Source organism: Nonomuraea sp. LP-02, assembly GCF_036289125.1.
GTDB classification, from domain to species: domain Bacteria; phylum Actinomycetota; class Actinomycetes; order Streptosporangiales; family Streptosporangiaceae; genus Nonomuraea; species Nonomuraea bangladeshensis.
Map to the genome: position 1 here is coordinate 952,202 of NZ_JAXCLK010000002.1, position 18,082 is coordinate 970,283.

24 protein-coding genes are annotated in these 18,082 nt (G+C 68.7%); 8 read left to right on the forward strand and 16 right to left on the reverse strand.

The window, feature by feature from the left end:
• Positions 1-110: 110 nt before the first annotated feature.
• From SMD20_RS47730 to SMD20_RS47760, 7 genes are all read right to left on the reverse strand, one after another.
• A complete protein-coding gene (locus SMD20_RS47730) occupies positions 111-2,618 on the reverse strand; it encodes an ATP-binding protein (protein ID WP_329594538.1) in 2,508 nt (835 codons plus the stop codon).
• Complete coding sequence (locus SMD20_RS47735; RefSeq protein ID WP_329594540.1) at positions 2,618-2,872, reverse strand: hypothetical protein; 255 nt, start codon at positions 2,870-2,872, stop codon at positions 2,618-2,620. The genes SMD20_RS47730 and SMD20_RS47735 overlap by 1 nt, the downstream gene beginning before the upstream one ends.
• A gap of 822 nt (positions 2,873-3,694) precedes the next feature.
• Positions 3,695-3,832: a hypothetical protein gene (locus tag SMD20_RS47740; RefSeq protein ID WP_329594542.1), complete on the reverse strand. Its 138-nt coding sequence runs from the start codon at positions 3,830-3,832 to the stop codon at positions 3,695-3,697.
• Between the two features lie 297 nt (positions 3,833-4,129).
• Positions 4,130-4,879 carry a glucose 1-dehydrogenase gene (locus tag SMD20_RS47745; protein WP_329594543.1) on the reverse strand — a complete coding sequence of 250 codons (750 nt, stop codon included), beginning with the start codon at positions 4,877-4,879 and terminating at the stop codon, positions 4,130-4,132.
• The gene (locus SMD20_RS47750; RefSeq protein ID WP_329594544.1) at positions 4,867-5,091 is read right to left on the reverse strand and encodes a hypothetical protein; all 225 of its coding nucleotides are present in this window, start codon (positions 5,089-5,091) and stop codon (positions 4,867-4,869) included. Before SMD20_RS47750 ends, SMD20_RS47745 begins: the two co-directional genes overlap by 13 nt.
• A 428-nt stretch (positions 5,092-5,519) precedes the next feature.
• Entirely contained in the window at positions 5,520-6,143 is a 624-nt protein-coding gene (gene wrbA / locus SMD20_RS47755) for an NAD(P)H:quinone oxidoreductase type IV (protein WP_329594546.1), read from the reverse strand.
• 228 nt (positions 6,144-6,371) lie between these two features.
• Positions 6,372-6,893, reverse strand: a complete 522-nt coding sequence (locus SMD20_RS47760) for a cupin domain-containing protein (protein WP_329594548.1) — start codon at positions 6,891-6,893, stop codon at positions 6,372-6,374.
• A gap of 143 nt (positions 6,894-7,036) precedes the next feature.
• On the opposite strand from SMD20_RS47760, the gene SMD20_RS47765 reads away from it, so the two are divergent.
• A complete protein-coding gene (locus SMD20_RS47765) occupies positions 7,037-7,705 on the forward strand; it encodes a TetR/AcrR family transcriptional regulator (protein ID WP_329594550.1) in 669 nt (222 codons plus the stop codon).
• A 185-nt stretch (positions 7,706-7,890) separates the two neighbouring features.
• On the opposite strand, the gene SMD20_RS48590 is transcribed toward SMD20_RS47765, so the two are convergent.
• The gene (locus tag SMD20_RS48590) at positions 7,891-8,076 is read right to left on the reverse strand and encodes an integrase core domain-containing protein (protein ID WP_442942651.1); all 186 of its coding nucleotides are present in this window, start codon (positions 8,074-8,076) and stop codon (positions 7,891-7,893) included.
• Between the two features lie 92 nt (positions 8,077-8,168).
• Between SMD20_RS48590 and SMD20_RS47770 the strand changes: the two genes are divergently transcribed.
• Together SMD20_RS47770 and SMD20_RS48595 are read left to right on the forward strand one after the other, a co-directional pair.
• Positions 8,169-8,447, forward strand: a complete 279-nt coding sequence (locus tag SMD20_RS47770; protein ID WP_329594552.1) for a hypothetical protein — start codon at positions 8,169-8,171, stop codon at positions 8,445-8,447.
• A gap of 7 nt (positions 8,448-8,454) precedes the next feature.
• Complete coding sequence (locus SMD20_RS48595; protein ID WP_442942662.1) at positions 8,455-8,613, forward strand: hypothetical protein; 159 nt, start codon at positions 8,455-8,457, stop codon at positions 8,611-8,613.
• A 103-nt stretch (positions 8,614-8,716) separates the two neighbouring features.
• Here the strand turns inward: SMD20_RS48595 and SMD20_RS47775 are convergent, their stop codons facing one another.
• The 4 genes from SMD20_RS47775 to SMD20_RS47790 all read right to left on the reverse strand — a co-directional run bounded on the left by SMD20_RS47775 (position 8,717) and on the right by SMD20_RS47790 (position 10,658).
• On the reverse strand, positions 8,717-9,367 hold the full coding sequence (locus SMD20_RS47775; protein WP_329594554.1) for a maleylpyruvate isomerase N-terminal domain-containing protein: 651 nt from the start codon (positions 9,365-9,367) through the stop codon (positions 8,717-8,719).
• Between the two features lie 44 nt (positions 9,368-9,411).
• Positions 9,412-9,717, reverse strand: coding sequence for a hypothetical protein (locus SMD20_RS47780; protein ID WP_442942652.1), 306 nt, complete (start codon positions 9,715-9,717; stop codon positions 9,412-9,414).
• A gap of 165 nt (positions 9,718-9,882) precedes the next feature.
• Positions 9,883-10,101, reverse strand: a complete 219-nt coding sequence (locus tag SMD20_RS47785; RefSeq protein WP_329594556.1) for a hypothetical protein — start codon at positions 10,099-10,101, stop codon at positions 9,883-9,885.
• Positions 10,102-10,115: 14 nt separating this feature from the next.
• Positions 10,116-10,658 carry a hypothetical protein gene (locus SMD20_RS47790; protein ID WP_329594558.1) on the reverse strand — a complete coding sequence of 181 codons (543 nt, stop codon included), beginning with the start codon at positions 10,656-10,658 and terminating at the stop codon, positions 10,116-10,118.
• 141 nt (positions 10,659-10,799) lie between these two features.
• On the opposite strand from SMD20_RS47790, the gene SMD20_RS47795 reads away from it, so the two are divergent.
• Together SMD20_RS47795 and SMD20_RS47800 are read left to right on the forward strand one after the other, a co-directional pair.
• On the forward strand, positions 10,800-11,645 hold the full coding sequence (locus SMD20_RS47795) for a site-specific integrase (RefSeq protein WP_329594560.1): 846 nt from the start codon (positions 10,800-10,802) through the stop codon (positions 11,643-11,645).
• A gap of 216 nt (positions 11,646-11,861) precedes the next feature.
• Positions 11,862-12,272, forward strand: coding sequence for a DUF6262 family protein (locus tag SMD20_RS47800; protein WP_329594562.1), 411 nt, complete (start codon positions 11,862-11,864; stop codon positions 12,270-12,272).
• A 44-nt stretch (positions 12,273-12,316) separates the two neighbouring features.
• Here SMD20_RS47800 and SMD20_RS47805 read toward each other — a convergent pair whose 3' ends face one another.
• Positions 12,317-13,153 carry an NmrA/HSCARG family protein gene (locus SMD20_RS47805; protein ID WP_329594563.1) on the reverse strand — a complete coding sequence of 279 codons (837 nt, stop codon included), beginning with the start codon at positions 13,151-13,153 and terminating at the stop codon, positions 12,317-12,319.
• Positions 13,154-13,240: 87 nt separating this feature from the next.
• Here SMD20_RS47805 and SMD20_RS47810 point away from each other — a divergent pair, with 87 nt between their 5' ends.
• Positions 13,241-13,879: a TetR/AcrR family transcriptional regulator gene (locus SMD20_RS47810; RefSeq protein WP_329594565.1), complete on the forward strand. Its 639-nt coding sequence runs from the start codon at positions 13,241-13,243 to the stop codon at positions 13,877-13,879.
• 87 nt (positions 13,880-13,966) lie between these two features.
• On the opposite strand, the gene SMD20_RS47815 is transcribed toward SMD20_RS47810, so the two are convergent.
• A complete protein-coding gene (locus tag SMD20_RS47815) occupies positions 13,967-14,245 on the reverse strand; it encodes a hypothetical protein (RefSeq protein ID WP_329594567.1) in 279 nt (92 codons plus the stop codon).
• 979 nt (positions 14,246-15,224) lie between these two features.
• Here SMD20_RS47815 and SMD20_RS47820 point away from each other — a divergent pair.
• Positions 15,225-16,208, forward strand: a complete 984-nt coding sequence (locus SMD20_RS47820) for a CapA family protein (protein WP_329594569.1) — start codon at positions 15,225-15,227, stop codon at positions 16,206-16,208.
• 15 nt (positions 16,209-16,223) lie between these two features.
• On the opposite strand, the gene SMD20_RS47825 is transcribed toward SMD20_RS47820, so the two are convergent.
• On the reverse strand, positions 16,224-16,850 hold the full coding sequence (locus SMD20_RS47825) for a protein-L-isoaspartate(D-aspartate) O-methyltransferase (RefSeq protein WP_329594571.1): 627 nt from the start codon (positions 16,848-16,850) through the stop codon (positions 16,224-16,226).
• 6 nt (positions 16,851-16,856) lie between these two features.
• Positions 16,857-17,543, reverse strand: a complete 687-nt coding sequence (gene prs / locus SMD20_RS47830; protein WP_329594575.1) for a ribose-phosphate diphosphokinase — start codon at positions 17,541-17,543, stop codon at positions 16,857-16,859.
• On the opposite strand from prs, the gene SMD20_RS47835 reads away from it, so the two are divergent.
• Positions 17,433-18,080, forward strand: a complete 648-nt coding sequence (locus SMD20_RS47835; protein ID WP_329594789.1) for a hypothetical protein — start codon at positions 17,433-17,435, stop codon at positions 18,078-18,080. The two genes, prs and SMD20_RS47835, sit on opposite strands and share 111 nt — an antisense overlap.
• Positions 18,081-18,082 lie beyond the last annotated feature (2 nt).

Sequence of the window (18,082 nt, forward strand, 5' to 3'; positions counted from 1 at the left end):
TCGCGTGTGGTTGTTCCTCGTTGGTTGCCGCCCTGCTCCGCCAAGCCTTCGACGACCTGCACGCCCTCTCCGCGACCACCTCACCGGCACAGTTCCTCACACCACCCCACCTATCGGTGGAAGCGGTATCGCCGCTCGTGCTCCAGCCTGCGGCGCTCCTGCTTTCGCGCCCGCCTCTGGGCGGCCACCACGAGCGGGTCGGGCACTCTCAGCCAGCCGAGGCCACGCTCGACGAGCCGATCCAGCCTGCCCCTGCTCGCCGCGTAATCGTCGATCGCCTCCCGGATCTCGTTGAGCCACCGCTCCACGATGGAGACGGCGTCGGCGTCGGAGAGCGCCTGATACAGCGCCAGCGCCCGTTCGAAGGAGTCGCGGGCACGTACGAAATCCAGTTTTCTGTGATAGGACCTGCCGAGGCCCTCCAGCGCCTTCGCCTCGCCCGACAGGTTGCCGAGTTCCCGGAACAACGCCGCCGCCTGCTCGAACGGGCCGAACGCCGCAGCGGGATCCGAGTACACGAGGTCGCGGCCCATGTCGTTGAGCACGATCGCCTCACCCAGGCGGCTGCCCAGATCGCGGTAGATCGCCAGAGCCTCGTCACGTACGGCATCGCGGTCGCGCCCGTCCCTGGTCCGATCGTGGCCGCTCATGTGCCAGCTCAGCCCATAACTGGCATTCGCCACGCCCAGCCGGTGCCCGACTTCCCTGAACAGCTCCAGCGACTGCTCGTGCAGCTTGCGCGGAGCAGGTGACCAGCCGGGCATCCCGGACAACGACCACGCCAACTCGGTACGGGCGTGCGCCTCCCCCGCGCGGTCGGCCAGCGCGCGGAAGAGCTTAAGCGCCCGGTTGTGCATGCGCGCCGCGTCACGGTAGTCCCCTGCCGCCTGCTTCAACCGGCCCATCTGATTCAGCGCGCCGGCCTCCCCCGCTCCATCGCCGACGGCGCGGAACAGGTCCAGCGCCCCCTGATGCGCCCGCTCCGCGCCCGCGAGATCACCCGTCAGTTGCGCGACCCACCCCAGATCGTTCAGCGCCCGAGCCTCCCCACGCTGGTCGCCGAGGCCGCGGAACAACGACAGGGCCCGCTCGTACGTGCGCCTCGCTTTCCCGTACTCACCTACGGCCTGCTCAATCCAGCCCAGCTCCAGCAACGCGTCCGCCTCGGCGTGGCCGTCACCGAGGAGGGCCGCCGCGTCCGCTGCCCTGCCGTGCAGCACCGCCGCCTGCCGCCACAGTCCCTCCCCGCGCATGAATCCGGCCAGCATCCTCACCAGCCGCACCAGCACCGGCCACCGCTCCTGCGAGGCCGCCCACTCGGCGCAGGCGACGACATTGGCGTAGTGCGCCCGCATCAGATCCGGCGTCCGCGCGTCCCGGCCCAGTTCCTCGAAGTGGGCCAGGATCCGGGCCATGGCCGCTTCCCGATCGGTGCCGGTGTCCTCGCGCTCCGATAGCTCGCGGGCGTACACACCGAGCAGGGCGTGCAGCCGGAACCGGCCAGGCGCGGTCTCCTCAAGCAGGTGATCGACGTACAGGCTGTCCAACTCGCGAGCGGCCTCCGGCGAGGGGACACCGGCCGCCGCGGCCGCCACGCCCACGTCGATGTCCGGTCCCGGATGCAGCCCAAGCCTCCGGAACATGAACTGCTCGGCAGCCGGCAGACTCCGGTACGAGACCTCGAACGCCAGCCGCACCGTACGCGGGCCACCGGCCAACTGGCCCAGCCGGTCGTCCGCCGCACGGAGCGCCGCGGCGAACTCCTCCACGCTCCACGAGGGCCGATGCGCGAGACGTCCGGCCGCCAGCACGATGGCCAGAGGCAGTCGCCCGCACAGGTCCACGATCTCCGCCACGGCATCGGAACCGGACGCGGGACGCCGGGACACCCGTACGAACAGTTCCGCCGCCTCCTCGGACGGCAGTTCGCCGAGCGACAGCGGCACCGCACCGTCCAGCGCCTCCAGGCGCCGCCGGCTCGTCACCAAGGTGAGACAGCCGGAACCCGCCGGCAGCAGCGGCTCGATCTGCTCGTGCCCCACCGCGTCATCCAGCACCAGCAGAACGCGGCGCGCGGCCGTCCTGTCCCGCCACAACCGCGCGCGGCCCTCCAGCGACGGCGGGACATGCTCCGGCCGCACCCCCATGTCCCGCAGCAAGCTCTCCAGTACGTCCGCCGGATCCGCCGCGGCCCCCTCTCCCGCCCGCAACGACACGAAGAACCGCCCGTCAGGGAAGTCTCCCGACAGCAGGTGAGCGGCGTGCGTGGCCAGCGCGGTCTTCCCTACGCCCGGCATGCCGTCGATCGTGATCAACGACGGCCGCTGCCGGGTCCCCCGTAACAGGCGCTGCAGTTCGCCGCCGCGCCCGGTGAAGTCCGTCAGGTCCCTGGCCAGGCCGTGCCGGACCAGCGGCGGCACCGGCGCGGGACCGGAGAAGGAGGCGGTGTACTGGTAGAGGTCACGCCCCGCCAGGGCGACCGGGGCCAGGATCGTCCGCTGGTCGATATGCGCCTGTACGCCGGACACGTTGACATTCGCCTGGACGAGATCCCCGTGCACCGTCGAGCCGTCCACCGCCTGTGCCACGTCGGCCCGGCGACGCCATCTCAGGGCCATCACTCGGAGTTCTCTTGGCGCTGCGACACGTCCCCGCCGACCTCGGAACGCTCCACGCCCTGGTCTCCTGCCCCCGCCAGGGTCTGCCGCACCGAGCCTGTCACCCTCGTACCTGTGACTCGCTGGCTCGCCCGCGCCCGCTCGCCGACCGTCAGCCACGCCTGCAGTCCGCCACCGAGCAGCACCAGCACCCCGGTGGCGATCCACCAGGCCACCGCCCAGTGCTGGGTCAGCATGCCAGTGGTGACACTCACTGCGGCGGCCATCACCACCGTTCCCGCGGCCGCCACGCCACGCTTGATACCCGTGCTCAAACAGCACCGCCATGACAGAGGAAAACCCGCTCCGTGCAGGGTCACCTTATTCCGAGGGGGCGCAGCTGTGAATTGCCTGCGGTCGTACGTGACCGCGCCGAGGACTAGGAGGTGAGTGACGACCAGGGCAAAGACGGCGATGGAGGCCCCATGCCTCGCACCGCCGTCCACAGCCGAAACCCTCACCTGCGGACGACACGAATCGATGCAGAAAATGCGACATCAGGCGGGCTCTGGAGCACTTGAGGGGGAGCGATCAGAGAAATAATTTCGGGTGATTGGGGTGGCCCAGTTCAGCAGGGCCATATTCCTGAGGAGGTCGTGATTGGCTCGGCCGAACATGAGCTTCTTCAGATATTTGATCTTGCAGACTTTGCCTTCGACAACGTCAGATGAGTAGGGGAGGGTGAGTCCGTTCAGGACTGCGGCGCGGCCGCGTTCGCGACCGTTGGCGCCGCGCCGGGGGACCGGCCTGCTCGGCCGGCGTTGGCAGGACCTCGCAGATGAGCCGCATGTCCTCATCGCAGTCGGGGTCGCCGTGCACCACGGTGATGAGGACCTTGCATCGCGAGCGTGCGCGTCGGCGAGGACGCCACGTACGGCCAGTCGCCGTGCACCGGCTGGCTGCCGTGGCCTTTCCGGTGGGCTGCCGACGTCGGATGGGTCGGGTCGGTTGTCGGTGCTCACCGGGGATGCCCTTCCGTTTCACGAGGATGGCGCGGCGGCCAGACGATCGGGAGGAGCGGGGTTGGGCCAGGGCGATCAGGGGCGTTCGGAGGAGACGGCCAGCCGGGCGGCGGCCACGGCCGCCTCGATCGCCGCGGCGGCGGCCCGGCCGCCTTCTTCGCGAAGCTGCTCCCTTAGCCGGTCAGCCTCCTCGCGCACCGCGGTGGTCGGCAAGGCCCCTGTCGGGACCACGTCTGCCGGCTCGACGCCAGCAAGCACCGCCCGGAGCAAGGACCGGCAGATCAACCCAAAGGCAGCAAGGCCAGTTAGACCACGGGCCAGGGCCTCGTCCGGGCGACACGAGAAAATCCTCATAGTTGGACCAGATCTGGGTCCAGATCTCACGGGCAGGAAGCACGACGACGATGAGGGGAGGCCGACACCGGGGAACCGCTCACGCGATCCTCGGTTGACATGAGCGACAACCGACGATCGTGCGGTGCCCGTTCGAGGCCCCGCACCACGATGCTGTCACTGGGGCAGGCCCCGGTAGTCGGCCTGGCCGGCGATCTGTCCGCCGTCGCCGGCCACCTCGCTTCCGGTGACGAACCGGGAGTCGTCGCCGGCGAAGAAGAGCACGATCCCGGCAATGTCATCCGGCTCGCCGACCCGGCCCAGCGCGACGTTGCCGGTGTCGAAAGTGACGCCGGCGGTCATCGGGGTCTTGATCTGCCCGGGGTGGACGGCATTCACTCGGATCCCATGCGCGCCCAACTCCAGCGCGGCGGTCTTGGTCAGGCCACGGACCGCCCACTTGGAGACGACGTAGCCGGACATCCCCGGAACCCCCTGCAACGCTCCGACGGAACCGATGTTGACGATCGATCCACCACCGGCCCGTTTCATCGCCGGGACCACGGCCTGGATACCGTTGAAGACACCGATCAGGTTCACATCCAACGTGCGTTGCAGCCGCGCGGTGTCCCACTGCTCCAGGGGAGCCGGATCCGCGATGCCCGCATTGTTGACCAGGATGTCGACGGAGCCGAACCGCTTCTCGGTCCGGTCGACGACCCGGGCCCATTCCTCCGGAGACCGGACGTCGAGCTTCTCGATGATGGCATTGGGTCCGAGTTCGTCGGCGAGGTCCTGCGCCGCGGTGACGTTCACGTCGGCGATGACCACGTTCGCGCCCTCGGCGACGAGCCGCCGGACGGTGGCGCCGCCCATCCCCATTGCGCCGCCGGTGACCAGCGCTGTCTTTCCCATTACTCGCCCCATGGCGAGCTCCTTTCCCGCCTTCGCACCGACCCGGTGCGAAAGCTGTCATTCGTCGAATTCGGTGCCCGGATGACGGGCTCCCAGGCGGCCCGTTCGTCCTGCGTCTGGCTGCCGGCGGCGTTGAGCAGATCCAGGGTCTGGTTGCCCAGGGACAGCCGCAGCGGTGGGTTCTCGTCGGCCGGGGCGGTCAGGATGGCGGCGATGATCTTCAAGGGATCTCACGGTTCCTTGAACCAGCCTCGTCCACGTGTTTGCGCAGCTTGCGGACCGCACCGTCGTAGACGGGAGGGATCTGCACGATCGCGCCGCTGCCCTGCCGGCGCATGTGCGGTAATGCCGCCTTGGTCAGCGCGGCCGAGCCGAAGAAGATCGGCTCCGTGAAGGTGCGGGGGTCAGTCTCCGTGGTTTCTTGACCGCGCCGATGTGTCCACGGTCCGCGGCGTGGACGAGCATGTCGACAACCTCTTCTGACTGCCGCTGTACGGCTACCGGTCAGCACGACTCTGTGGTCCTCTGCGGCGAGTGCCGCTCAGGAGATCTCCCGGTCAAGGCCGGAACCGGTTCCGGTGACCAGCCATATTCGTTCCATGGTGACTTTCTTGAGTGCGGTTGGTGATGGGTGACGGGGGTGCCGAAGGGGTCAGGCGACGTACCCCTGCTTGAGTGCGCGCGCGACCTTCACGGTCCGTTCGGCCTGGTGACGCGCGGCGTTGCGGGTGTCGTCGTCGATCGAACCGAGGTCAGGGCCCCACACCGCATGGTGAGACGTGCCGTACGGGTTGCCATCGACGAACTTGACCGGGTCGGTGTATCCCGGCGGCACGATGATGCCGCCGAAGTGATGGATGCTGTTGTACATGGCGAGCAGCGTCGATTCATGCCCGCCGTGACGGGTGCCGGTCGAGGTGAAGCCGCTGTAGGCCTTGTCGGCCAGTTCACCCTGCTGCCACAGCGGAGACAAGGTGTCGAAGTACTGCTTCAGCTGGGAGCTGATGTTCCCGAACCGGGTCGGTGACCCAAAGATGACAGCGTCCGCCCATACGAGGTCCTCAGGGCTCGGGACCGGAACGTCCGCGGTGGCCGCGTGGTGGGCGGCCCAGGCCGGGTTCGAGTCGATCACGGATTGCGGCGCGAGCTCTGCGACCTTGCGGACGCGGACCTGCGCGCCCATGGCTTCGGCGGCCCGGGCGATCTCCGTGGCGATCTGGGTGCCGGTGCCCGTCGCCGAGTAGTAGATGACGGCGAGATTGACGAGGTTGGTCATCTGTCGAAGTCCTTGAATCTGTCTGGTTGCGGGTGGCGTGGCCCCGGGATGGCCTGGAGGCCTGTCGCCGGCGATACCCCTGCCTCGCTGCGCTGGAGGTGAAGGGGCGTCATGGGTACGCGAGTTCCTGCTCGGCCCCGGTGAGGCTGACGTGGAGTCCCTCCTGCGGGCCCACGCGCCGGGCTCGCAGAAGGGTTGTCGCAGTGAAGGCGACCTGCCTGGCGCGGCTCAGTCCCAGTCGTGGTCTCCCGGAAGTAGCACCATGTTGTGGGCGCCCAGGATGTCCACCATCTCGTTGAACTTCTCGTCCGGCCAGGGCTCTGGAGCTCGGTCCGTCTCGCCGTACGCCAGGAAGAAGGACTCCGGTCCGGCGGGCGTGTAGAAGACGAGGAGCCTGGCCGGCTCCGTGCCGATGTTCTTGAAGCCGTGCCGCGTGCCCTTGGGGATGTACACGAAATCGCCGACACCGGCCGTGATCTTCTCGTTCCCGTTGATGAACTCGAATGCCCCGGAGACGACGTAGAACGCTTCGTCCTCCTTGGTGTGGATGTGCGGCTGGTTGCCATGGTCCGGCGTGATGAGACCGTCCATGAAAGCGAATGCCCCGTCGGTCTCTTCTCCTGTGACCTTCACCGCGAACGTCTCATGCCCGGTGAGCCGGATGACACCTCCGTCCTTACGGACGACGAAGCCGTTGGCGGCCGTCCACACAGGGTCATCCTTGTCCGGGAGCGGCAGGTTGAGAGACATGCTGCGATCCTTCCTCGCGGTGCGCCGGTCATTGAATATAAGTCATTGAACGACAGTCAATCAAGTTGGAGCATGGAGATCGCCCGTGACAGGGCCAGATACGCTGATGACAGGCAAGCAGGCATCGTCGGGAAGGATCAGGCGTGACCCAGTCCGTCACGGGCAAGCCGCCGACGCGGCGGCAGCTGGCCGCCCAGGAGACGCGCCAGAAGCTGCTGCACGCCGCGCTGGAGTGCTTCTCGCAGCGCCCCTACGCGGATGTCACCGTCGGGGACATCGCCCGCTCGGCCGGAGTCGCCCACGGACTTCTGTCCCACCACTTCAACGGCAAGGAGAGCCTCTACGCGGAGGCCGTACGCGAGATCGACCGGCAGCTCCGCGCCGCCACGAAGCTCACCTCCGATGGGCCCGTCCTCGAACGTCTCCGCCGCCATCTCACCGCCCACCTGGAATTCCTGGCGGAGCACGAGGACGCCGCCCTCAACCTGATCCTGCGCCGCGCGGAGGGCACCGACGCGGCAGGGGAGGCCTTCGAGGCGACCCGCCGGGAGGGGATCCACGCGATCTGCCGGCTACTCGGCCTCGACGCGGACGACCCGGCGCTCCAGTTGCCCATGCGCGGCTACTCCGCCGCCTGCGACGAAACCGCCCGCCACTGGCTCAGAAGCGGCCGCCCACACGAGATCGCGGCGCTGGTCGACATCTGGATCACCCTTCTATCGGGCGCGATCCGAGCTGCCTGCGATCTCGCGCCGACCCCTGCCCTGCACGAGGCATTCGAGGTGCTCCAGGCCGGACGCTCCCGCAGCTGAGGCGCGATCCGGGCGCGGCTGACCCCGCGCTCCCCGGACTCGACCACGCCGCTTCCGGGGGTGACCTTGTGCCTGCCGAAATTCCATCCAACGCAGTTCAGGCAGCATGTGAGTATTCGTAGATGACTCCGCCGAGTCGGTCTCGGTCTCATAGGTGCATGTTCAGGTCGGTGATTGCGGCTGGATCAGTGATCGGGGCTGGGGCGGCGCGTAGTGGAGCCCTGGTTCAGAACTTGATGGGCTCGGTGTTCGTTGTAGAACTCCTCGTACTCACGCAATGCGTGCCGGAGGTGGCGTTCGTTCCAGAGCAGGCATCGATCCAGAAGCTCGCGGCGGCAGGACTGCACCCACCGCTCCACGATCGCGTTCATCCGGACCTCGGTGGGAAGCGCGCCAGGCAGCCGGCGTCCTGTAGATCCATGACGAGATTCCTGAACGCCTGGGTGGCCGAGGTGGCGGCCGGGTGGGCGGCGGTGACCAGCATGCGACCCGCCGCTACTGGATGATCCAGCCGCTCACCAGGGATCAGCCCGTGGAAGGCACCATGCAGCCGGTCATCAACACCGAGTTCGCTGAGCGGGCCGACACCCTGCAGGCCGCGATCGACGCACTGCGGCATCAGATCACCCGCTGGTCGCGCCCGGGCCTGTTCGCCGTCGCGGACACTTCCGTCTTGATCGAGCACCCCGACAAGATCGGCGACATGGATCTTCGGCCGCTACGACATTCGCGCCGGGGTTGAGGACACCATCTCCCAGACCGTTCGAGCCGGCCAGATCCGCACTACCCGCTATCGCGGGCTGTCCAAGACTCGCGCGGCGCACGTTCTCACCGCCTCCGCTCTCAAGCTCATCCGCCTGGACGCCTGGTGGACCGGCACCCCCAGCCGCGGCGGCCCGCAGAACTGAACGGCGTCGCACCGCCGCCGGTCGCCGCGATGATCAACTCTATTTGATCATGCTCGCCCCCCGACTGCCAGCAGCCCCCAGCTGGTGTCGCCGCGATCCCGCGTCAGGTGAGCACGAACGGCAGCCGCGCGGCCGGCTCGCCCAGCGCCGCCCGTTCCCCGGCCGTCGGGGCACGGCGTCCGGTGCCGACGAGCAGCGCGTCCTCGTCGGAGAACGACGCGGGGAACGCGACTCCGGTGATCTTCTCCAGCAGCTCGCGCGCGGGCCCGGCGGCGGGCGGGCCGGGCACGTCCCGGAGGTGCGCGACCAGGTCGAGATGGTGCAGCGTCCATTCCAGCACGTACGCCGACAGGTAGTCGCCTGCCGTCAGGACCTCGCCCTTGGTGCTCACGCGCAGCGCCGGGTCGGCGAGCCTGGCGGCGCGGCCGGCGGCGGAGCCCACGTCGTCGAGGTGGAACTTCAGCAGCCGCGGCTCCTGGTAGGCGGCGGCCAGCCGGACGGTCAGCGCGTCGAGCGCGTCGTCCCCAGCCGGCGGCGTCGAGCCGACCTCCCAGTAGGTGATCGCGTCGCGGGTCGGCTCCGTGTCCGCCGGAGTGGCGAGGGTGATCAGCACGTCCTGGGCGTCGATGACCAGATGGCACACCAGGTCGCGGACGAGCCAGCCGGCGCAGCCCGACGGCCGGGCGAAGTCCGCGTCGGCGAGGCTGGCGACGGCCGCCAGCAACGCGCTCCACGAGCGGTCGAAGAGATCCACCCGGGCACGGTAGTGCGGTTCCGCGCCGCCGGACAAGCCGCCGGTCACAGGCGTTCGAAGACGAGCTGCGTGCGCCGCACCGCGCGCACCCCGTACGCCTGGGCGATCAGCTTGGGGGTGAGGACCTGCCTGGGCGGCCCGCCCGCCACGACGCGACCGGCGTCCATCACGTAGAGCCGGTCGCAGAACGCGGCGGCCTGGTTGAGGTCGTGCAGCACCGCCGGCGTGGCCACGCCGAGCCTGCGCACCAGGTGCAGCAGGTCGAGCTGGTGGCGGATGTCGAGGTGGGAGGTGGGCTCGTCGAGCAGGAGCAGCCGGGTCTCCTGGACGAGCGCGCGGGCGAGCAGCACCCGCTACTTCTCTCCGCCGGACAGGGTGGCGCAGACGCGCCCGGCGGCGCCGTCCGTGCCGGTGCGGCCAGCTGGCGGTTGAGCTCACGATCGGCTGGACCATCTCGAGGGTCGGGCCCGCTCGTCGGTAATCGAATTCGGCGATCGCTTGGACGGCGTCAGGGCTCAGCGTATCGAGGTCGACGGAATGTCGCCGGCCGCCATCCGCGGGGAGTCCGGTACCCCTTCGAGATCGCGGAGCACCAGGATCGCGCGGCGCTCGGGGGAGTGGCGCTCCGGCGCATCCGCGCGCTCCACGTCCTGGCGCGACGGCAGTTCGTGCTGATCATCACTGCCGCCACGGCCGTTCTCGCACCTGCTCTGTTTCGCCGTGGTCGCGAGCATCGTGATCGGCGGGCTCAGCTCCAGGTCGCCCGCTTGAGAATCGCACCGAGCCGGCTGTCGCTCCACTGGTCGACGATGAGGATCTTCGACTTGGGCAGGTGCCAGATCCGCTCCTGATAGGAGACGCCGGTCCGCTTGCCCGACTGCGTCGAGCAGCCGACGCGCCAGACGCGGTAGGTGGCCTTGTGTCCCGCGCCGACCGGGCGGAGACCACGGTCGACGAGCTTGCCGGGGAAGTCCTCCACGTAGCGCTTGTCGGGTGCGCAGGCCGCGAGCCCGTTGCCCGGGTGGTACGGCTCCTCGGGGTCGTAGGGGTTGCCGTGGCGGGCCAGGGAGATGCCCGCCGGCCCGACGAGGTAGAACCCACAGCACTCGACGGCGAGCCGGTCGCAGCCGCCGGTCTTGACGTGGATGCCCCACATGTCTTCTTTCCCGACTTTCCAGGTCTTGGGGATCTGGAGCGTCATGCCGCGGAAAGCCAGCGGCTTGGTCGCCACGCTCTGCGCGGGTGCGCCGGTGAACAGGAGGGAGGCGGTCACAACCAGGGTCGTCAACATGATCCCGAGGCTAGGGAAGCCCGCTTGTGGTTCGGCTGCAACGCTCTTGTAGCGCGCTCGAACGGCCACGCTGGGCTCCCAGCACCGTTCCTTCCGGGCCCTCCGGTCATTCGCCGGAAGGTGAGCGCGTTTCGAGGAGCCTTGAAGAGCCTGCGCATCGGGCTGACCGGCCCCGACCTGTTCGCCGTCCTGGGCTCGCTGTCCGACTGGCTGGTGCCGCCCGGGCTGTTGATGGATTTCGAGCCGCTCTCGCCCCTGCTACACACCACGCCCGAGGCAAAGGACGCCGCCGAGTCGGGGGACGGCTTCGTCGCCAGACTGGCCTACCAGCAGACGAAGATCGAAACATCGCAGCCCGCGACCATCCCCGTCGATGCCGAGATCGTGGCCATCTTCCGCGCGCAGCAAGAAGTCGCACGTCAGATGCTCAACGAGCAGAAGAGCGGCGTCGAAATCCTGCCGCGCTATCTGTTCCTGCGCACGCGCGGCAACCGGCTCGGCCGGCATCCCTACCCGGCCGAGACGTACCAGTCACGGCTCCGAGAGCTCACCCAGCGGCTGAACGTCACCGACAGCATGGGGCAGCCGGTTCACATCTCCCAGACGCACCGCTTCCGGCATACCCGGGCAACCGACTTGATCAACGCGGGCGTCCCCATTCACGTGGTGATGAGGTACTTCGGCCACCTCACCCCCGCCATGACGATGCACTACGCCATGACTCGATCTGAGGCCGCCGAGCGCGAGTTCCTCCGCTACAAGAAGATCACCGCCGATGGGCGAGTCGCCCACGACGATCCCAGCGACATGTTCGATCTTCTCCATCTCGACCAGCGAGCCGATCGCATCCTGCCCAACGGCTGGTGCCTGCTTCCGCCCAGACAGGTATGCGCCATGGGGAACGCCTGTCTGACCTGCGACGAGTTCGTCACCGACGCCAGCCACCGCGACGACTCCGCCGTCAGCTCGACGACACAGAGAGGCTGATCAGTAGGCGGCAGGCGCAGTTCACCGCCCGCCATGGTGAGCCCATGAGTGGTGACAACGTGTGGCTGGCGGGGAGAACGGCTGAAACCGCGGCGCTACGCAAAGTCCTGATCGCTCTGGACCAGGTGGCCATGCGCCCAGAAGGGCGGGTACACGCCGTTCGCGGGGCTGGCACACCGGACAGGCCCGATCCGACCATCGAGGAGAAATGACCCCGTGAGCGCCTTGCCCGAGCACCTGAGGCAAGCGGCCGCTGCTCGAACAGCAGCAGCCGAGGACAAAGCTCGACGAGCCCTGCGACGCCTGGCCGCAGCGCGCGAGCCCGTCGGCTTCACCGCCGTCGCCAAAGCCGCGGGCGTGAGTACCGACTTCCTCTATCGTCACCCGGAACTACGTGTGCAGATCGAACGGCAACGAGCGAAACTCCGCAGTTCGCCCCACCCTTCGGCCGCAGATGATGAGCCCGTCGCCTCATCCTCGGCCGATGTGAGACTGCTCGCCCGCAAGCTGGAGGAAGAACGAGGCGCTCGGCGCCGCGAGGTCGCGGAACTCCACAAGGCACTGGAAGTGGCCCAAGGGGAGAACCTGGAGCTGCGCCGCCGCCTCGAGCGATACGAGCCAACATGATGAAGCTCTGTCGCGGGGGCTTGAGCCCTTGAGCCCAGCCTGGGTCAGGATTGGCTCGCGCTCAGTCGCCGGGTGAGGAACTGCTCGAACGTCAGCAGTTCCGGATGCCGCCGGCGCAAGGCCACAATATCGGCCCGGTAACCCTCTTCGGCGAACCACTCGAACATGAGCTCATCGATCGGCAGCGCCTCAAACCTGGTCGGAGTGCCGGTGACGCGCTCATAGATCTCCGCGACCTCGGGGAAAGTGAGCTCGTCGCCGGCGAGTTCGATCTGCCGGCCGATGAACTGTCCGGGGTTGTCGAAGGCGTCAGCGGCGAAGACCCCGATGTCGTCGGTGGCGATGAGCTGCATCGGCTTGTCCGGCTTGACGGGCAGCGCCAGGAGTCGCTCGCCGTCGGCGTTGGCGTAGTGCAGAAGGTTGTTCATGAAGAACACCGGCCGCAGGATGGTGGCGGGCACGCCGAGGGTCAGGATGTGCCGCTCGATTTCGGCCTTGCTTTCGAAGTGGTCGATGCCGGTCTCGCGTTCGGCGCCTCCCACGGAGCTGTAGACCAGGTGAGTGACGCCGCTGTCGTGGGCGATGTCGGCCACGGTCTTGCCCTGGCGTACCTCGGCGGCCACGGTCTCGGGCTCATAGGCCAGCGCCTGGACGCTGAACACCCCGTACACGTCGCGCATCGCCTCCCGCAAGGAGCCGGGGTCGTCGAGATCGCCGTGGACCAGTTCGGCGCCCTGGTCGCGCAGTGCCTGGGCTGCGGGCTTGCCTGGATCGCGTACCAGCGCGCGAACAGCCCAGCCGCGGGCCAGCAGTTGGCGGGCGGTGGCCCCGCCCTGATTGCCGGTCGCGCCGGTGACGAGAACAACACGGGAAGCAGACATGGTCAGAGAACCGCCTCTTACTCGGAGCGTTTTGCTCCGGGTAATGTAACTCGGAGCGGAACACTCCGCAATCGGTATCCTTGATCCATGTCCGACCCCGTGACGCCGCGCAAGCGAGGCCCGCAGGCCTTGGCCGCCCGCAACGACCAGGCGCTGATCGAAGCTGCCCGATACGTGTTCACCACTCAGGGGTTCGATGCGCCCGTCTCAGCCGTCGCTGAGCACGCGGGTGTGGGTATGGGCAGCCTGTACCGCCGCTACCGCACCAAGGACGAACTCCTCCAACGTTTGTGCGTCGACTCGATGGAACGTGTCGCAACTGCTGCGCAGGACGGCCTGGCTCACGAGGACCCCTGGCAGGGATTGGCCTCCTACATCCAGCAATGCGTGGCCTTCGGCTTCGGCATCCTGGCCCCGCTGGCCGGTGCCATCGACGTCACGCCCGAAATGCAGCAGGCCAACCAGCGCGCCCAGCATCTGGCCGACGAACTCACCGCCCGCGCTCACCGCGCAGGACTGCTCCGCGCGGACGTGTCCACCATGGACATCTCCCTGCTCATCGGCCAGTTCGGGCGCACAATCCCAGCCCCGCCAGGGCAAAGCGAGGAAGAGATCCGCTCCCGGCTGCTGGCCATCGCTCTGGACGGCTTGAAAGCTCACAACGCCGGCCCCCTGCCCGGCAAACCACCCAGCGTGCAGCACTATCAGGCCCTATGGGACACCTGATGAGCACAACCCATGACGACGGAAGGCGCTCTTGATATCGGCCTTCGTCGGCGCTATGTTGCTCACGCCTCGACCAGGAGTTTCCGCTCACATCAGCGTGGCGGGCACAGATACGACATGGTCGACGTCCAGCCCAGACGCCTGCTCGACCACGGTGTCGTCGTAGTAGGAGCGCCAGCTGCCCCCTGTCAGCGCGCAGCCGGGGCCGACCTCGGGCGGGCTGAGTGCCTCCTCCAGGAGAACCTCCTGCCGGGTGCTGCAGCCGTTCCGGTCGGCGTCGATCCAGTGCCGGAAGGAGTCGCGCTGGTAGCCGGCGCGGTTCTCGGCGCCGGTCGGCAGGGCGGCGACCGCGTCGCGCAGCAGCACCGTCTCAGCCCGCCCCGCCGGTGCGGCCGCTGCCGCGGGAGGTGCGGCGGCGAGCGCGGACCCGCCCCCAGGGGGAGAGCCAGCGCCAGCGTGATCGAACAGGCGGCGCGGCGCGCAGGGCGCGAGGGGAAGGGCATGGCTCCTCCACGTGAACAAGCAACGGCGCGGGGATCACTACCGGCGCGGTGACAACCGGCTTCCCGCACACCGTTGCCTGCCTGGTGGCCTTGCCCAAGGGTGGACGGCGGCCTCGCCCAGGCGAGCACCGCACGGTCGGCGCACCGTGATCTGTGCGGGGATGCCGCTCTGCGGCTCTGCTACAGATAGGGCGTCGGCTCGATGCCGGTGGCACAGGTAGACGATCTGGCCGCTTTCTGGCACCTGCCGCTCGCGCAGGCCTTCTCCGCTCGCTCCCCTCCCGTCAGTCCTGTCGGCCGTGATCGAGAGGTCAGGCCGCGCCTTGCCTGGGAACCCGAGTCTCGACATGGTGCTGGACGGAGAACAGGCCGTCGCTGTCGGCCACGCTCATCGCGGCCTGGCCAAGGTCGGCCGCCGGTGGAGACGCGGCCGACCTGGTTCGTCTGGCCGGTCCACCACCACCAGGCGCTGCTGTCGCACCAGATGGTCAGGTCGCCTGCCTGGAGCAGGGCGATCCGCTCGCTGCTGTGAGCCGTTGCCTCGATGCGGTGCGTGGCAGCCGGCCCGTGTCGAAGCCACCCGGTGTTCGGAAGGGTTCAGCAAGGCGTAGTACGGCATGGCGCGCTCCCGAGCCAGTGCCGTGATCATGCTCGCATCTCTGGGGCAGCGCCCCCACACGCATCGCCTCCTGGGCGTCGTCCGGGTCCAGGACCGTGAGCGCACGTGCTGCCGGTCCCTGACCAGGCGGACCAAGACGTCGCGCAGTGCGCCGGCAACGTCCAGGAGAGGAGAGGAGCCGACTGGACGCGTTTGAACATGTCATCGCGGGCAGGGGGATCTTGTGACTGTCACGCTCGCGCTGGCGGGTGACACGATGCTCGGCCGCGGCGTCGCGGACCTGCTGGCCAAGTCCAGCGACCCGGACATATACATCTCGGACGGCGTCCGAGGGTACCTGTCCGAGGCCGATGCCATACTGCTCAACCTCGAGTGCTGCATCTCCGATCGCGGCAGCCCGTGGTGCGCGCCTGGCAAGATCTTTCATTTCCGCGCCCCGCCGCAGGGCGTCGATCTCCTCGCTGAGCTCGGCGTCACCTGCGTCACGATGGCCAACAACCACGCGCTGGACTACGGCTACGACGCGCTGCTCGACACCTGTGCGCATCTCGAGCGCATGGAGATCGAAACGGCGGGTGCTGGCGCCACCCTGGACCAGGCGCGTGAGCCGACCATCCTCGCTGTACGGGGGATGCGCATCGCCGTCATCTCCGTGACCGACCACCAGGAGGACTATGCGGCCACCTCCGACCAGCCCGGGGTCGCCTACGCCGACCTTCAATCCGGCGTCCCTGACTGGCTGACGGACACAGTGGCGAGGATGCGTGAGGAAACGGATGCCGTGCTGGTCAGCCCTCACTGGGGTCCCAACATGACGGCCGCGCCGCAGCCGTACATCCGCGCCGCGGCCACGATTCTGGCCGACGCCGGGGCGACGCTGATCGCCGGCCACTCCGCGCACATCGCGCACGGGGTCGCACCACCGGTCCTGTACGACATGGGGGACTTCCTCGACGATTACATGGTGGACCCGGACCTGCGCAACGACCTGTCGCTGCTGTTCCTGGTGACCATCGACGAGCTCGGTCCCGTACGGCTGCGCGCCGTGCCGCTCAAACTCGACTACTGCCGCACCGTCCTGGCGGAAGGCCGGGAACGCGCCTGGCTCAGCCAGCGTTTCATCGACGCCTGCCAGGCGTTCGGCACGGCTGCCACCACGGAGGACGGCCTGCTCATCGTGGATCTGCGGTCCAGGAAGGGAGGATGACCGCCTGAAGGAGGTTCAGTCGGGCATCGTGGTGTGTTCGCCGACCAGCGGGACGAACTGGGCCGGTGTGAGGGTGCGCAGCCGGGTCAACCGGCCCTGCCGCTTGGTGTAGAGCGTGACGATATCGGCCACCTCGCTCGTCATCGGCATGACGAGCCGGCCGCCCTCGGCCAGTTGTGAGGCCAGCGGCGCGGGCACCGATGGAGCGGCGGCCGACACGATGACGGCGTCGTAGGGCGCGTGGGCGGGCAGGCCGGCGGTGCCGTCGCCGACCAGCACCTCGACGTTGGTGACGCCGACCCCCGCGAGGTTGGCCTGGGCGTGTTCGGCCAGGTCGGGATGACGTTCCAGGGAGTAGACCCGGCGGGCCAGCCGCGCCAGCAGGGCGGTCTGGTAGCCGTACCCAGTGCCGATCTCCAGGACGGTCTCCGTGCCAGAGAGCCGCAGAACGTCGATCATCTGGGCGATCAGGGACGGCTGCGAGGTCGGCTGCCCGTGGCCGATCGGGATCGGCTCGTCGAACTGGGCGCGCACAGCAGAACGCGGCGGGACGAACCGTTCGCGCGGCGTGGCCGCGAAGGCGGCCAGCAGCCGGGGATCGGTCATCCCCATCCCCCGGATGACCTCCACCAGCGTGCGCATCGCCGGTCAGCTCTCGCCCTCGAACAGGCTCGTCACCGAGCCCTCCAGGAACACCTGGCTGATGGCCCGGACCAGCGGCGGAGCGTTGGACAGCACGACCAGCCCGCCCGAGGGGATGCTCGCCGGGTCGGGCGGCGTGTCGGTGATGACGAGCTGGGCCAGGCCGGCCTGCTCCAGCCGCTCGACCGCGTCATCGGAGAACACTCCTTGCGTGGCGGCCGCGATGACCTGGGTGGCGCCGCGGTCGGTGAGGGCCTGGGCCGCCCGTACCAGGGTGCCGCCGGTGTCGATCATGTCGATGATCACGCAGGTCCGCCCGGCCACATCCCCCGCCACCTCGTGCACGCTCACCTCGTTGGGCCGCTCGGCGTCCCGGCGCTTGTGGATGATCGCCAGTGGGCAGTGGAGCCGATCTGTCCATCTCTCGGCCACGCGGATCCGTCCGGTGTCCGGCGCCACACGGTCAGCCGGTCCGTGTCCACGTGCCGGGTGACGTGCTCGGCGAGCAGGGGAAGGGCGTGCGGGTGGTCGACGGGGCCGTCGAAGAAGCCCTGGACCTGCGCCGTGTGCAGGTCGACGGTCATGAACCGGCCGGCCCCCGGCGGCGAACAGGTCGGCCGTCAGCCGGGCCGAGATCGGCTCGCGGCCGCGGTACTTCAGCCTCTTCTCTCCGGCCTGCTTGATCCCCGTCACGGCCTCCCCTTCGCCGGTGTCACGCCATACAGCGAGCGCGATGTCCGTGCCTACCAGCGCGGCTACCCCAGCCCATCAGCCGCTAACAGCCCACCAAGCATGGTCATGGGCGTGGCCCGCCCGGGTAGCCGCGGGTTGTTCGGAGGGGGTAGGTCTCCGTTGCAGCTGAATGTGGACGATACAGGGCCATGGGCCGCCGCGCTGATCCGGAAGGTGCTCGAGGAACGTCCCTCCGAGATGCGCGCTCTGTACGAGGCTGTTGAGCGGGAGGTGCCGGTAACCTCTCCAGAATTTCTCGCCGCCGCGAAAAAGGCCGCCGCGCTATCTGACAAGATCCTTAAGGCCCTCGACGACACCGCCCTCACCAGGCTCAAGAAGCAGGATGCCTTCGCCTGCACGACGGCGACCAGGACCCGGGCGAGGGTTTCCGCTTCCCGGATGGCGGCCGCCTTGATCGGGTCCCGTACGGGGTGCACGTGGGCCGCCGCGTCGTCGCGGGACCCGACACCTCCGGAGGACCCGGCCGGTACCTGGTGACG